The following is a 14,198-nucleotide window of genomic DNA, read 5'->3' as shown; positions in this document are numbered from 1 at the left end:
ATAGAATGGGCTAATGGATGATAAGATTGGGAGGAAGAACATGACAGGAGTTGAAAGACGGGAAAAACTGTTGTCGATGCTTGCGAAGAGTAAGGAGCCGATTGCGGGGGCGGAGATGGCGAAGCAACTCAGTGTGAGTAGGCAGGTAATCGTACAGGATATTGCCCTGCTTCGTGCGGCTGACAATAATATTGTTTCAACAAACCGGGGATATGTGTTATTAAAGCCGGGAAAATGTGAACGAATATTCAAGGTGCGTCATACTGCGGAAGAGATAGAGAAAGAATTGCAGATCATCGTAGATAATGGCGGCAGGATTCTGGATGTATTTGTATATCATAAGATTTATGGAGTTGTAAAAGCTCCGATGAACATAAAAACCAGAAAAGATATTTATGAATATGTAAAGACCTTGAGCAGTGGAAAATCATCGCCGCTTCTTAAGATAACCGACAATTACCATTATCACACGGTGCAGGCAGATTCAGAAGATATCCTGGATAATATTCAGAAGGATCTGGAGGAATGTGGTTTTCTTGCGAAACTGCTGGATTTCGAACCGGTTGATTTTTGGGAAAAAAGTGAATGACATAGGATGGCAGGTAGTCTATAACAGATTACCTGCCATTCTATGTTATAAGATGACGAGGGGAAGAAATTAATAAGTCAATATTGTGCAACAAATTTATAAAAATAATGTAAGAAAAACGGATGAACAGATAATATAATAACATTATCAGGTATAATAAATTATATACCAAATAAAAAGGAAAAGAGGAAATGAGAATGATAAAAAAATACACATATGGTAATCCGTTTTTTACAGAATCAGTTGTTGTGTCATTTGAGGCATCGGAAGGTATGCCTGAAGTTGGAACAGTAAATCTGGATGATGGCTTTTCATTTCTTTATGATATGAAAGCAGAGGATGCAGTATATGGACTTGGTGAAGCAAATCGTGGAATCAACAAAAGAGGATATAAATATATAAGCAATAATACAGATATTCCGAATCATCATGAGGATGTTTATTCTTTATATGCATCTCATAATTTTGTTATTATATCCGGCGAGAGAACATTTGGATTGTACATAGATTATCCGTCTTCGCTGGTATTTGATATCGGATATACTAAGATGGATGAACTTCATATTTTCTGCGATAAAGCAGATTTGGATTTCTATGTGATCACAGGCGAAAGTATATATGATATTGTAAAACAATTCAGACAAATGATAGGAAAAAGTTATATTGCTCCAAAGTTTGCTTTCGGTTTTGGACAGAGCCGTTGGGGTTATAAGACACCGGAAGATTTTGCTTATGTTGTGAAGAAATACAGGGAGAATCATATTCCAATCGACATGGTATACATGGATATCGATTATATGGATCATTATAAAGACTTTACGATAAATGAAGCATTTGGTGATTTTTCTGAATATGTAGAAGAGTTGAAAAAAGAAAATATACGCTTGATCCCGATTATTGATGCGGGAGTGAAGATTGAAGAAGGATATGATGTGTATGAAGAAGGCGTAGCAAACAATTATTTCTGTAAAAGAGAGGACGGAAGTGATTTTGTTGCAGCTGTATGGCCGGGATACACACATTTTCCGGATGTATTGAATCCGGAAGCGAGAAAATGGTTTGGCGGGAAATATAAGCTTCTTACAGATGCAGGAATTGAAGGCTTCTGGAATGATATGAACGAACCAGCAATTTTTTATACACCGGAAGGCGTTTGTGAAGTAAAAGAGGCAATGCGGGAATTTATTGATAAAGAAGAATCCGTGGATGATGTCTGGAAAATTCGGGATATGGTAGCAGATCTGGCTAATAATGCCAAAGACTATGCTTCGATGTATCATAATATGAATGGAAAGATGGTGCGTCATGATCAGGTACATAACCTTTTTGGTTATAATATGACACGGGCAGCAGGTGAAGCACTTCGAGAGATCTGTCCGGAGAAAAGATGCCTGTTGTTTTCTAGATCATCTTATATCGGAATGCATCGTTATGGCGGTATCTGGACCGGAGATAATAAATCCTGGTGGTCCCATATCCTATTGAATCTGAAAATGCTTCCATCATTAAATATGTGTGGTTTCTTATATACAGGAGCAGATCTGGGCGGATTTGGCTGTAATACGACCAGAGATCTTTTGCTCAGATGGCTCGCACTTGGTGTATTTACACCGCTGATGCGTAATCATGCATGCCTTGGCACAAGAGAGCAGGAGTGCTATCAGTTTGAGCAGATTGAAGATTTCAGACATATCATAGGTGTTCGTTATCGGTTGCTTCCATATATTTACAGTGAATATATGAAGGCTGCTTTAAATGATGAAATGATGTTTAAACCGCTTGCATTTGAATATCCGGAAGATCGTATGGCGGTAAATGTAGAAGACCAGCTTATGCTTGGTAATGAGATCATGATCGCACCGGTATATACACAGAATGCAATCGGAAGATATGTTTATCTGCCGGAGAATATGATGCTTGTCCGTTTCAAGGCTGAGGGTGATATTGAACAGACCGAGATGAAAAAAGGACATCATTTTGTAGAAGTACCGTTGAATGAAGTGATTTTATTTATTCGGAAAGGAAAATGCATTCCTCTTGCTGACTTTGCCGAGTGTGTTGCGGATATTAATACGAAGAAGCTGCAGTTACTAGGGTATGCGGGAAGTAGTTATCAGTTGTATGATGATGATGGATATACAAGAGAATATGATCTGGAGATGTCCTGTGTAATTTTGAATAATTAGTAACAGGATATCAGATAAAAGAAAAAGGCAATCGATCATGATTGCCTTTTTTGATGCGGATAACAGGAGTTGAACCTGCACGTCTGTTGACACTAGAACCTAAATCTAGCGCGTCTGCCAATTCCGCCATATCCGCAGAGTTTCTTCTATATATAATAGAATAAAAGAATAGAAGAGTAGATATAAAAAAATCAGATATAAAATTATATCTGAAATTTTAATGAGCCATCGGGGACTCGAACCCCGGACAACTTGATTAAAAGTCAAGTGCTCTACCGCCTGAGCTAATGGCCCATATAAATTAAGTTTTTGACTGGGCTAGCTGGATTCGAACCAGCGAATGCAGGAGTCAAAGTCCTGTGCCTTACCGCTTGGCGATAACCCAAAAGCATCGCTTAATATGCGATAAAGAAAAGGGTGGATAGAGGGACTCGAACCCTCGGCCTCCAGAGCCACAATCTGGCGCGCTAGCCAACTGCGCCATACCCACCATATAAGTGAAACATCCATATGGAACAGCAGTAGTGCCACAGAATGAAACAAATAAATGTGCCCGAAGGGATTCGAACCCCCGACCCACGGCTTAGAAGGCCGTTGCTCTATCCAGCTGAGCTACGGACACATTTTAAATTCCCGCTATAAATATTAGCGAAAATAAAGAGCGGGTGATGGGAATCGAACCCACGTATCTAGCTTGGAAGGCTAGTGTTCTACCATTGAACTACACCCGCATGATTGCTTAACAGTGTTTAGATTTATGATTATCTAAGTCGGGGTGACAGGATTCGAACCTGCGACCTCTTGATCCCAAATCAAGCGCTCTAGCCAAGCTGAGCCACACCCCGGAACAAAGTGTTTGTCGTTTTTTTATGTTCGTCATATCTCTGACGCAAGACATATTATACATAAACACCCCCTTGATGTCAACAATAAATTTTATTTTTTTTGCATTTTTTTTGACAGAGCGGATTTCCTTAGGTTTTAAGCCACTTTCCAGTATTTATTTTTTTGAATATTATATATGGACTGATGATAATCTCATACATTTTAGCATTAATTTAAAGTTTTCGAGGTCTGGCAGGTGTGTATCTGTTGCATATAGATCTTTTAAAAAAATCGGATAAAAATTGAATCGGGTAACAAGCTGTGCTATAGTAAGGGCTGCGACAGTTTAATTAAGAAAAGAGAGAATGGAATGAGTGATTTTTTATTTAGTATAAATGCGACAGTGCCGATCTTTCTGGTGATCCTGTTGGGGTGGTTTCTGAAACGGATTGGGCTGATCAATGATGAATTTGCAAATATAGCAAATAAATATGTGTTTAAGGTATCCCTTCCGGTGCTTTTGTTTCGGGATATCGCAACAACCTCGGTATTAAAAGACGTAAATATGAAATTTGTGGCGTTTTGTTTCTTCGGAACTTTTATTATGTTTGCATGTGCATGGTGCTTTGCAAAGATATATTGCCGGGATAAGACGATGGTCGGAGCGTTTGCGCAGGCATCGGCAAGAGGAAGCGCGGCGGTGCTTGGAATTGCCTTTGTAGAAAATATCTGTGGAAGCTCAGGGATGGCTCCGCTTATGATCGTTGCGGCGGTACCATTGTTCAATATCCTGTCCGTTATTATGTTGACCTTTGGGGGCAGAGATAATATCCATGGTGCAGACGGAATCAAAACGGCATGCATTAATATTTTAAAGAATCCGATCATAATCGGCATCGTGCTCGGAGTTCCGTTTTCATTATTGAATATTCCGATTCCTGCGATACCGATGAAGACGATCAATTATATCGCACAGACGGCGACTCCGATCGCATTGATCGCCATAGGAGCAGGTTTTAATACAAAAGCAGCACTGGAGAAAATGAAGCCTGCGGTTACAGCAGCTCTTATGAAGCTAGTCGTATTTCCTTTGATCTATATGCCGATTGCGGTTAAGCTTGGGTTTGCACCGAGTGAATTGGCAGCAATCCTGATCATGACAGGCTCACCGTCCACGGTAACCTGTTATATCATGGCTAAGAATATGAATAATGATGAAGTCCTGTCATCAAATACGATCGTGCTGACAACCCTGTTTTCATCGATCACGATAACGGTATGGGTATATGTCCTTCGCGTTATGGGATGTATATGACACAAGTAATAATAAAAATCCTTGAATAAACAGAAATGGGATTAAATTAGAAGTAATGAATACAGAGAACAAATGAAAAGATTAGGATAATATAGAAAATTAAAATACAGAGAATGGAGAAAGAAGATGAAAAATATAGTTTTGATCGGAATGCCTGGTTGTGGAAAGAGTACGATCGGTGTGGTACTTGCCAAGGTTCTTGGATTTGATTTTGTAGATGCAGATGTGTTGATCCAGAAGAAGCATGGTAAGCTGCTTCGTGAGCTGATCGCAGAATATGGAGATGATGGGTTCCTTCAGATAGAAAATGATGTAAACAAAGAAATTGACTTAAAGAATACGGTTATTGCAACCGGAGGAAGTGTCGTATACTGTGATGAAGCCATGCAGCATTATGTAAAAAATGATATTGTAGTATATATCGAGCTTCCATATGGAGTGATCGCTTCCAGACTGGAAAATGTAAAACGGCGTGGCGTAGTGTTAAAGGATGGTCAGACTTTAAAGGATCTTTATAACGAGAGAATCTTATTGTATGAAAAATATGCACAGATCACGGTAAAAGCCGAGGGACTTTCCGTAGAAGAACTCATGGATACGATTGCAGAAAAAGTGTTGGCATATGAGAAGACACATTAATGTGAAGATCGAGCGTAAACAGCATAGATCCAAAGTAATGATATGAATTTGGATCTATGCAGCGGGTTTATGAAGTGCTAAAAACAGATTGGAAAAACGACTTCTGAACAGCAGAATGGAATATTTGGCGAAAGCTGAAAAAATATCTGCAAGGAAGTCGTTTTTTATATTGACGAAAATGGATGTATCCAATATAATCTATTTTGTGGTTTAAAACGTAGAACTTTAAAGTTGCTTGACTTCAACGCAATAAAGCAAAATGAGCCGGATTATGTCAGAATTCGAAAATCAGAAATTATAAGATGCGCTATTGTTGGTGGAAAGTTGGCTGTAAAATTCTGCGAATACAAAAATGAGAAGTGACGGGAGGTCGACATGGTTATTAAAGTGATTATGCTTGTTGTATTCTTTGGCATAATGATCGGTGTAGGATTTTATGCAAGAAAACAGGCCACAGATGTGAACGGATTTGTACTGGGAGGAAGAAGCGTAGGCCCATGGCTTACAGCATTTGCATATGGTACGTCCTATTTTTCGGCAGTTATTTTTATTGGATATGCAGGACAGTTTGGATGGAAATACGGAATTGCATCCACATGGATCGGAATTGGAAATGCGATCCTTGGATCTCTGCTTGCATGGGTAGTGCTTGGCAGAAGAACCAGACTGATCACGCAGAAGCTGGATTCCAGAACAATGCCGGAATTCTTTGAGAGAAGATATAACAGCAAATCCATGAAGATCATTTCTTCTTGGATCATATTCATATTCTTGATCCCATATACGGCTTCATTGTATAACGGTCTTTCCAGATTGTTTGGAATGGCGTTCGACATTGATTACAAGATCTGTGTTGTTGCTATGGCAGTTCTTACCGGTATCTATGTAATTGTTGGCGGGTATATGGCGACAGCGATCAATGACTTTATTCAGGGACTGATCATGCTGGTTGGTATAGTAGCAGTTATCTATGCAGTATTAAACGAGAGAGGCGGACTTACAGGTGCGTTAGACAAGCTGGCTCGTGTAAATGATCCGGCGGTTTCGGATACACCGGGTGTATTTGCATCCTTCCTTGGACCGGATATCTTCAATCTGGTATGTGTTGTCATATTAACCTCACTTGGAACATGGGGCCTTCCTCAGATGATCCAGAAATTTTATGCGATCAAAGATGAGAAATCAATCAAGACTGGAACGATCGTATCTACTTTATTTGCAACGATCGTAGCCGGAGGATGTTATTTCCTTGGTGGTTTTGGACGTCTGACCGAGACGGATGTAGCAACAGAAGGATTTGATGCGATCATTCCACACCTGCTTGAGAATCTTCCGGAAGTATTGATGGGACTGGTGGTTATCCTTGTATTATCTGCTTCGATGTCTACCTTATCTTCATTGGTTCTGACCTCAAGCTCCACACTTACGATCGACTTTATCAAAGCATCGATCGCACCGAAAATGTCAGAGAAGAAGCAGGTCCTTACAATGCGGATCATGCTGGTAGTATTTATCGCATTATCGGCGGTCATTGCAGTCATTCAGTATTCCAGCAAGGTGGCATTTATCGCACAGCTTATGGGTATTTCATGGGGTGCGATCGCAGGTGCCTGTCTGGCTCCGTTTTTATATGGTCTGTACTGGAAACGCACGACAGTGGCAGCCTGCCTTGTTAGTTTTATCTGGGGCGTAGGCATCATGACACTGAACTTTATCAGTAATACATGGCAGTTATTTAGTTTTCCACAGGCATTACAGTCACCTGTAAACTGTGGTGCAGTAGCGATGATCGGTGGATTGATCCTTGTTCCGATCGTCAGTCTGATCACAAAGAAACCGGATCAGAAGCACGTAGAGGAGATCTTCTCCTGCTATGAAGCGACAGTAACCGTACCTCAGAAAGAAGCACTGGATTAATATTATACACAAAATATACATGACATGCATAAAGCCGGCAGAAGGAAGATATCCTGTTCTGCCGGCTTTGATTTTTATGAGAAATGCAATAATGCTGCTTTAAATATAACATTTTCTGCATAATATAATAATTTGAAAAATATATAAAACATGTATGATCAAATTAAGAATGCAATGCTGGGATATAAAAATAAAAAATATTTTTGCATATTTATTAATTAATGCTTGAATATTATACATAATAACTGTATAATCATGGAAGATTATACGAACTGTATTTTCCTATGAAAGCGGTTGACGGAAGAAAATGCAGAGAGTAAGATAAGTGAATGTGTAGAAATACAAATAGGACGATGGCTGTAACGGAAAATGACCGGTTGCAGCAGATTGGAGTAAGATATGATAAAAGCAGGAATTATTGGTTCAACCGGATATGCCGGTCAGGAAATAGTAAGAATTCTTCTTGGACATAAGGATGTGGAAATAGTCTGGTATGGTTCCAGAAGTTTTATAGATAAGAAATATTACGAAGTATTTGGAAACATGTTTCAGATCGTGGATGCAACCTGTCTGGGCGAGAACATGGATGAACTGGCTGGGAAAGTGGATGTTATTTTCACTGCAACCCCACAGGGTTTATGTTCTTCTCTTGTAAATGAGAATATCTTATCAAAGGTTAAGATCATTGATCTGAGTGCGGATTTCAGAATTAAGGATGTTGCTACTTACGAGAAGTGGTACAAGATCGAGCATAAGAGTCCGGAATTTATCGACGAGGCCGTATATGGTCTGTGTGAGATCAACAGAGATAAGGTAAAGGGATGCAGACTTCTGGCAAATCCGGGCTGTTATACAACCTGCTCTATTCTTTCCTTATATCCGCTTGTAAAAGAGAAGTTGATTGATCCGAATACGATCATTGTAGATGCTAAGTCCGGTACATCAGGAGCAGGACGAGGAGCAAAGATCCCGAACCTGTTCTGTGAGGTAAATGAAAGCATTAAGGCATATGGAGTAACGACTCATCGCCATACACCGGAGATCGAAGAACAGCTGGGATATGCATACGGCAGTCCGATCATGATTAATTTCACACCACATCTGGTTCCGATGAATCGTGGTATTCTGGTTACGGCATATGCTTCATTAAAAGAAAAGGTAGATTACGATACTGTTCGTGCTGCATATGACAAATATTATGCAAACGAGAGATTTGTCCGTGTTCTTGACAAGGATGTATGTCCGGAGACACGTTGGGTAGAGGGCAGCAATTATGTAGATGTCAACTTTAAGATTGATGAAAGAACCGGACGTATCATTGCAATGGGAGCACTTGATAATCTGGTAAAGGGAGCAGCCGGTCAGGCAGTTCAGAATATGAATATTATGTTTGGACTTCCGGAAGAAGAAGGACTGCTGATGGCTCCGGTATTCCCATAAAGAGTAACGGCATCGGATATCGTGGAAGAACAGATGATATAAGGCGGTGATCGGTATGGAGATCATTTCCGGCGGAGTGACAGCTCCAATCGGATTTCTGGCAGCAGGTATGCACGCCGGAGTAAGAAAAAATAAAAAGAAAAAAGACATGGCATTGCTAGTCAGCAAGTGTCCGGCGAAGACAGCTGGAGTATTTACACAGAATGTAGTCAAGGCTGCACCTGTTATGTGGGACAAAGCATTATGTGACGATATCGGCTTATGTCAGGCACTGGTTGTAAACAGTGGAGTGGCAAATGCATGTACCGGAGAAGCAGGAGATGTTGATGTGGCGCATATGGCAGAGCTTGCGGCAGTAGAACTTCAGGTACCGGCTGATCAGGTTGCGGTTGCTTCGACCGGAGTAATAGGTATAAGGCTTCCGATGGAGACGATCGCGCATGGAATCCGCGAACTTTCAGGAATGCTTTCCGATGATTTGGAAAGTGGAAGTCATGCGGCGGAAGCCATTATGACGACCGATGTATATAAGAAAGAGATCGCGGTAAAGCTGCAGATCAAAGGGAAGACAGTTACCGTCGGAGGCATGTGCAAAGGTTCCGGTATGATCAATCCGAATCTTGGAACGGTGCTTGGATTCCTGACAACGGATCTGAATATCAGTCAGGAGTTATTGCAGAAAACACTGAGAAATGATGTCATAGACACTTATAATATGTTATCTGTCGATGGGGATACTTCAACGAATGACACCGTTATGATATTTGCAAATGGCATGGCAGGAAATGATGAGCTGCTTGAAACGGATGCGGACTATCCGGCATTTGCGGAGGCACTTCGATATATCAATACCTACTTCGTGAAGCTGATCGCAGCGGACGGCGAGGGAACGACGAGGATGTTTCAGGTACAGGTAGCAGGGGCGGAATCCAAGGAGGGCGCAAGAAAGCTTGCAAAATCCGTGGTGACATCAAACCTTGTAAAATGCGCCGTATACGGTTCGGATGCGAACTGGGGACGTCTGGTGTGCGCGATGGGACAGAGCGGGATCGCTTTTGATCCATATAAGGTAGATATTATAATATCCAGTGAGGCCGGTTCCTTAAAAATAGTTGAAAACGGGGTCTGTACCGATTATGATGAAGAAAGAGCGACGGAGATCCTGTCGCCGGATCAGGTATGTTTTCATGCGGATATGCATGCCGGTACAGAGACAGCTTCCGCGTGGGGCTGTGACCTTACATATGAATATATCAAGATAAATGCAGAGTATAGAAAGTGAGGAAGTAAATAAGATGGTAAAGGGAGATTATACAGTAGATCAGGTAATATCAAAAGCACAGACACTGATCGAGGCTTTGCCTTATATCAAGAAATTTCAGGGGAAAACAATTGTTGTAAAATATGGCGGAAGTGCTATGTTGGATGAGAATCTGAAATACAATGTGATCGAAGATGTTGCATTATTAAAGCTGGTTGGACTGAAACCGGTTATCGTGCATGGTGGCGGTAAGGAGATCAGCAAATGGGTAGAGAAGATTGGAAAAGAGCCTGAATTTATCAATGGACTTCGTGTAACAGACGGGGAGACAATGGAGATTGCCGAGATGGTATTATCCAAGGTAAATAAGAGTCTTGTCAGCATGATGCAGAAGGTTGGTTTAAAGGCTGTGGGTATCAGTGGAAAGGATGGTGGACTGTTTACCGTTAAGAAGCGTCTGCCGGGCGGAAAAGATATCGGTTATGTAGGCGAGATCACAAAGGTTGATACAGAGGTGATCGATGCACTGGTCGATCAGGATTTTATACCTGTTATCGCTCCTATCGGTGTCAGTGAAGAATATGAGGATTATAATATTAATGCTGATGATGCTGCATGTGCTGTTGCAACAGCATTAAAGGCGGAAAAGCTGGTATTCTTAACAGATATTGAAGGTGTATTTATCGATCCGACAGATAAGTCTACCCTGATCTCAGAAATGGATATCCATGAGGCAAAGGATATCATTGAGAAAGGTGTTGTCGGCGGTGGTATGCTTCCAAAGCTTAATAACTGTATCACAGCAATGGAAAATGGTGTATCAAGAGTTCATATTTTGGATGGTCGCCTGAAGCATTGCCTGCTTCTTGAGTTCTTTACTCAGAAGGGTATCGGTACTGCAATCTTAAAAGAGCCATTATTCTAAGAAGCACATTCAATGAAAAGTTAAAAGTAAAACAGAAAAAGACCGGAGCTGTGCACCGATAACGAGAAAAATCGGATGCCGCAGGACTGGTCTTTTTCTATTTTGCTATTGTAAAAGGAATCGAAGTTCGTTAAAATGGGGGTGTGCATGAGTGTACCGGCATATCAAGGAGGTATGCAGGTATGATAATAAAGAAAAAACTGTTATATGTAGGACTTGCCGGATGGATGTTGTTGTCCGGGATTACTCTGGTCGGATGTCGGAAAAATGGCATGATACTTGAGACAACAGAGCAGAATACCGGTTCACAGAATGATACGGCATATGCCGAAGACGCCGTGGTAGGTTCTGTTACAGAAAGGGATCAGGAAGACACAGAAGCCATAATAGACACAGAAGCTATAAAAGACACAGGAATCTGTGTATTTGTCTGTGGGGCAGTAAAACAAGAAGGGGTATATGAACTCCCGATAGGTGCAAGGATCAATGATGCACTTCTTGCAGCAGGCGGATTTGCAGAGAATGCTGCGGAGCAGGTGGTAAATCTTGCAGACTTTATCGAGGATGGACAGAGGATTTATTTTCCGACGGAGGAAGAGGTGCAGGAGCAGCCGGAACGCTGGCAGGATCCGGAAACAGAAACGAACGGACAGACAATGGAAGCGGGAGTAGTGAATATCAATACTGCCGGGAAAGAGGAACTGATGTCATTGTCCGGGATTGGTGAAGCAAAGGCGGAGAATATCATAACTTACAGAGAGACACAGGGTGCATTTGAAAAAACAGAAGATATTATGAATGTGAATGGTATCGGAGAGAATTTATTTCAGAAGATAAAAAACGATATTTGCGTGGGTCGGTAGAGATATAGAAACAAAGGAAAGGTGGAAATCTGGTATGAAAAAGGTATTGGTCGTAGATGATGAGAAACTGATCGTGAAAGGTCTGAAATTCAGTCTGGAACAGGATGATATGGAAGTAGACGTGGCATATGATGGCGGAGAGGCGTTTGAGAAGATCAAAAACAATGATTATGATATCGTTCTGTTAGACATCATGATTCCGGTTTATACCGGGATTGAAGTATGTCAGATGGTGCGTGAATTTTCCAATGTTCCGATCATTATGCTGACGGCCAAGGGTGAGGATATGGATAAGATCATGGGTCTTGAATATGGTGCAGATGATTATATCACCAAACCATTTAACATACTGGAGGTAAAGGCAAGGATCAAAGCCATCTTAAGAAGAAGCGGAAAAAAGGCAGAGCCTGTAAAACCGGTAAATATTTTAGAAATCAATGGCATGAAGGTAGAATTGGATAGCCGCCGTGTATTTGTTCATGGAAAGGAACTGAATCTGACAGCAAAAGAATTCGATTTGCTGGAGCTTCTGATGGCGCATCCGAATAAGGTTTATTCCAGAAATGAACTGTTAGATACGATCTGGGGCAGTACATATCCGGGAGATGCCAGAACTGTGGATGTTCATGTAAGAAGACTTCGTGAGAAGATTGAGGAGAATCCGGGTGAGCCGGTGTATATTCATACAAAATGGGGCGTTGGCTACTATTTTAAAGGATGATGAGACAGGGAATGCGTAAAGCATTCCTATCTTACTGGATTTTTTTGGAATGGAAAAAAGTAAAGATGAAAATGTAGAAAATAAGAATAAAAATATCTGGAGAAACAGTAGACGGAGGATCAGTCTTCAGGTTGTTATCTTTGTAATGATCATGGCAGGTTTTTATCTGATCTCAATCAGTATGAAAACGGTTCTGCTGCAGTTGATGTTGAATCAGAGATATAGTGATTGTGAAACACTGTTGCAGGAAAACGCAAAAAATCTGGAATATCTGATCAATGATATTAATTCGGAAACAGAAGGTACAAGCAAGACTTTTCATGGTATGAACACTCTGGCGTACAGCCTGTCTGCCAGAGTTATGATCGTAGATACTGATTACAGGGTAGCCTATGACAGCTTTCGTCTGTTGAAGGATACCTATATCATGAATAATGATATCTATGAGATCATGAAGGGAGACAGAGACGAACGGCTGGTACGGGAACAGTCCTACATTGAGTATATGTTTCCTGTGGTGAACCGGGAAGGTTATATTGATGATGTAGCTGTGATCGCAGTCAGTCTGGAAAGCATGGAAAATGAAAGAGGGTATTTGTCATACCGTGCCAATATCTTGATCTGTATTTTTATGGTGATCGGGGTGCTGACAGCATTTTTCATTTCTTATATGGCGGTTCGTGATACCAGAAAGATCAAGAGTCAACTTGTAAATATGAAGGATGGATTTCTGGGACAGATTTCATCGGATGGCTTATGGCGAGAAGCTGGGAGCGTTGTTGACAATATGAATGGGATATTTGCCAAATCGCAGTTGTTGGAGGAATCCCGGCAGGAATTTGTATCAAATGTATCACATGAGCTGAAAACACCGATTACTTCAATGAAGGTTTTATCAGAATCGATCTTGATGCAGGATAATGTTCCGGTTGAGATGTACCGGGAATTCATGAACGATATTGTTTTAGAGATTGACCGTGAAGCGCAGATCATCAGTGATCTGCTGACGCTGGTCAAGACAGATAAGGGATCAGACAGCCTGAATATCGAGCGGGTGGATATCAATGAGTTGATGGAGGTTATTCTGAAACGGTTGACGCCTCTGGCAGAAAAGAGAAGCATTGAGATCACATTTGAAAGCTTCCGGGAAGTGGAAGCTGATATTGATAAGGTGAAGTTTACGCTGGCAATCTCCAATCTGATCGAAAATGGAATCAAATATAATGTGGATGGCGGATGGATCCGCGTATCCCTGAATGCCGATCATAAGAATCTGTATATTAAGGTTGCCGATTCCGGTGTTGGTATTCCGGAGGATTGTGTAGAGCATATATTCGAACGTTTCTACAGAGTAGATAAGGCGAGAAGCAGGGATACCGGAGGGACCGGTCTTGGACTTGCAATCTCAAAGAATATTATCGTTATGCATAAGGGTATTATAAATGTGTACAGTGAGCCTGGAAAGGGAACTACATTTACAGTACGTGTTCCGATGAACTATGTGAAATAAAGGAGCA

Annotated in this window: 11 protein-coding genes and 7 tRNA genes; 11 read left to right on the top strand and 7 right to left on the bottom strand. The window is 41.1% G+C overall.

The window, feature by feature from the left end:
- Positions 1-40 precede the first annotated feature (40 nt).
- Positions 41-589 (top strand): transcription repressor NadR, encoded by a 549-nt coding sequence (locus OCV60_RS06085; protein ID WP_021943999.1) that lies wholly within the window; start codon positions 41-43, stop codon positions 587-589.
- A 197-nt stretch (positions 590-786) separates the two neighbouring features.
- Positions 787-2,775: a glycoside hydrolase family 31 protein gene (locus OCV60_RS06080; protein ID WP_262529738.1), complete on the top strand. Its 1,989-nt coding sequence runs from the start codon at positions 787-789 to the stop codon at positions 2,773-2,775.
- Positions 2,776-2,829: 54 nt separating this feature from the next.
- Here the strand turns inward: OCV60_RS06080 and OCV60_RS06075 are convergent.
- The 7 genes from OCV60_RS06075 to OCV60_RS06045 form a co-directional block, all read right to left on the bottom strand.
- A tRNA-Leu gene (locus OCV60_RS06075) sits at positions 2,830-2,911 on the bottom strand.
- A gap of 85 nt (positions 2,912-2,996) precedes the next feature.
- A tRNA-Lys gene (locus OCV60_RS06070) sits at positions 2,997-3,069 on the bottom strand.
- 19 nt (positions 3,070-3,088) lie between these two features.
- A tRNA-Gln gene (locus tag OCV60_RS06065) sits at positions 3,089-3,160 on the bottom strand.
- Positions 3,161-3,191: 31 nt separating this feature from the next.
- Positions 3,192-3,265: transfer RNA gene (locus OCV60_RS06060), tRNA-His, on the bottom strand.
- A 58-nt stretch (positions 3,266-3,323) separates the two neighbouring features.
- Positions 3,324-3,397 (bottom strand) — tRNA-Arg (locus OCV60_RS06055).
- Between the two features lie 38 nt (positions 3,398-3,435).
- Positions 3,436-3,506, bottom strand: a tRNA-Gly gene (locus OCV60_RS06050).
- 39 nt (positions 3,507-3,545) lie between these two features.
- A tRNA-Pro gene (locus OCV60_RS06045) sits at positions 3,546-3,620 on the bottom strand.
- Positions 3,621-3,970: 350 nt separating this feature from the next.
- Here OCV60_RS06045 and OCV60_RS06040 point away from each other — a divergent pair.
- The 9 genes from OCV60_RS06040 (at position 3,971) to OCV60_RS06000 (ending at position 14,191) form a co-directional block, all read left to right on the top strand.
- Positions 3,971-4,915 carry an AEC family transporter gene (locus tag OCV60_RS06040; RefSeq protein WP_021943668.1) on the top strand — a complete coding sequence of 315 codons (945 nt, stop codon included), beginning with the start codon at positions 3,971-3,973 and terminating at the stop codon, positions 4,913-4,915.
- A gap of 126 nt (positions 4,916-5,041) precedes the next feature.
- On the top strand, positions 5,042-5,554 hold the full coding sequence (locus OCV60_RS06035; RefSeq protein ID WP_021943667.1) for a shikimate kinase: 513 nt from the start codon (positions 5,042-5,044) through the stop codon (positions 5,552-5,554).
- Positions 5,555-5,929: 375 nt separating this feature from the next.
- The gene (locus tag OCV60_RS06030) at positions 5,930-7,471 is read left to right on the top strand and encodes a sodium:solute symporter family protein (protein WP_262529735.1); all 1,542 of its coding nucleotides are present in this window, start codon (positions 5,930-5,932) and stop codon (positions 7,469-7,471) included.
- Positions 7,472-7,870: 399 nt separating this feature from the next.
- The gene (gene argC / locus OCV60_RS06025; RefSeq protein ID WP_021943282.1) at positions 7,871-8,911 is read left to right on the top strand and encodes an N-acetyl-gamma-glutamyl-phosphate reductase; all 1,041 of its coding nucleotides are present in this window, start codon (positions 7,871-7,873) and stop codon (positions 8,909-8,911) included.
- Positions 8,912-8,966: 55 nt separating this feature from the next.
- Positions 8,967-10,193: a bifunctional glutamate N-acetyltransferase/amino-acid acetyltransferase ArgJ gene (argJ, locus tag OCV60_RS06020; RefSeq protein ID WP_021943283.1), complete on the top strand. Its 1,227-nt coding sequence runs from the start codon at positions 8,967-8,969 to the stop codon at positions 10,191-10,193.
- A 13-nt stretch (positions 10,194-10,206) separates the two neighbouring features.
- Positions 10,207-11,097 carry an acetylglutamate kinase gene (gene argB / locus OCV60_RS06015; protein ID WP_044945251.1) on the top strand — a complete coding sequence of 297 codons (891 nt, stop codon included), beginning with the start codon at positions 10,207-10,209 and terminating at the stop codon, positions 11,095-11,097.
- A 182-nt stretch (positions 11,098-11,279) separates the two neighbouring features.
- Entirely contained in the window at positions 11,280-11,960 is a 681-nt protein-coding gene (locus OCV60_RS06010) for a helix-hairpin-helix domain-containing protein (protein WP_262529729.1), read from the top strand.
- A gap of 34 nt (positions 11,961-11,994) precedes the next feature.
- Complete coding sequence (locus tag OCV60_RS06005) at positions 11,995-12,681, top strand: response regulator transcription factor (protein WP_117808803.1); 687 nt, start codon at positions 11,995-11,997, stop codon at positions 12,679-12,681.
- Positions 12,682-12,730: 49 nt separating this feature from the next.
- On the top strand, positions 12,731-14,191 hold the full coding sequence (locus tag OCV60_RS06000) for a sensor histidine kinase (RefSeq protein WP_262529724.1): 1,461 nt from the start codon (positions 12,731-12,733) through the stop codon (positions 14,189-14,191).
- The last annotated feature ends 7 nt before the right edge of the window (positions 14,192-14,198 follow it).

Source organism: Coprococcus ammoniilyticus (genome assembly GCF_025567345.1).
Classification (GTDB): Bacteria; Bacillota; Clostridia; order Lachnospirales; family Lachnospiraceae; genus Coprococcus; species Coprococcus ammoniilyticus.
The sequence above is the reverse complement of the archived record's forward strand: the minus strand, read 5'-3'. Positions and strand labels throughout refer to the sequence as shown.

Excerpts from the sequence above, each read along its gene's own strand:
- OCV60_RS06085 (WP_021943999.1), top strand. The coding sequence starts at position 41 with ATGACAGGAGTTGAAAGACGGGAAAAACTGTTGTCGATGCTTGCGAAG.
- OCV60_RS06080 (WP_262529738.1), top strand. The coding sequence starts at position 787 with ATGATAAAAAAATACACATATGGTAATCCGTTTTTTACAGAATCAGTT.
- OCV60_RS06040 (WP_021943668.1), top strand. The coding sequence starts at position 3,971 with ATGAGTGATTTTTTATTTAGTATAAATGCGACAGTGCCGATCTTTCTG.
- OCV60_RS06035 (WP_021943667.1), top strand. The coding sequence starts at position 5,042 with ATGAAAAATATAGTTTTGATCGGAATGCCTGGTTGTGGAAAGAGTACG.
- OCV60_RS06030 (WP_262529735.1), top strand. The coding sequence starts at position 5,930 with ATGGTTATTAAAGTGATTATGCTTGTTGTATTCTTTGGCATAATGATC.
- argC (WP_021943282.1), top strand. The coding sequence starts at position 7,871 with ATGATAAAAGCAGGAATTATTGGTTCAACCGGATATGCCGGTCAGGAA.
- argJ (WP_021943283.1), top strand. The coding sequence starts at position 8,967 with ATGGAGATCATTTCCGGCGGAGTGACAGCTCCAATCGGATTTCTGGCA.
- argB (WP_044945251.1), top strand. The coding sequence starts at position 10,207 with ATGGTAAAGGGAGATTATACAGTAGATCAGGTAATATCAAAAGCACAG.
- OCV60_RS06010 (WP_262529729.1), top strand. The coding sequence starts at position 11,280 with ATGATAATAAAGAAAAAACTGTTATATGTAGGACTTGCCGGATGGATG.
- OCV60_RS06005 (WP_117808803.1), top strand. The coding sequence starts at position 11,995 with ATGAAAAAGGTATTGGTCGTAGATGATGAGAAACTGATCGTGAAAGGT.
- OCV60_RS06000 (WP_262529724.1), top strand. The coding sequence starts at position 12,731 with ATGGAAAAAAGTAAAGATGAAAATGTAGAAAATAAGAATAAAAATATC.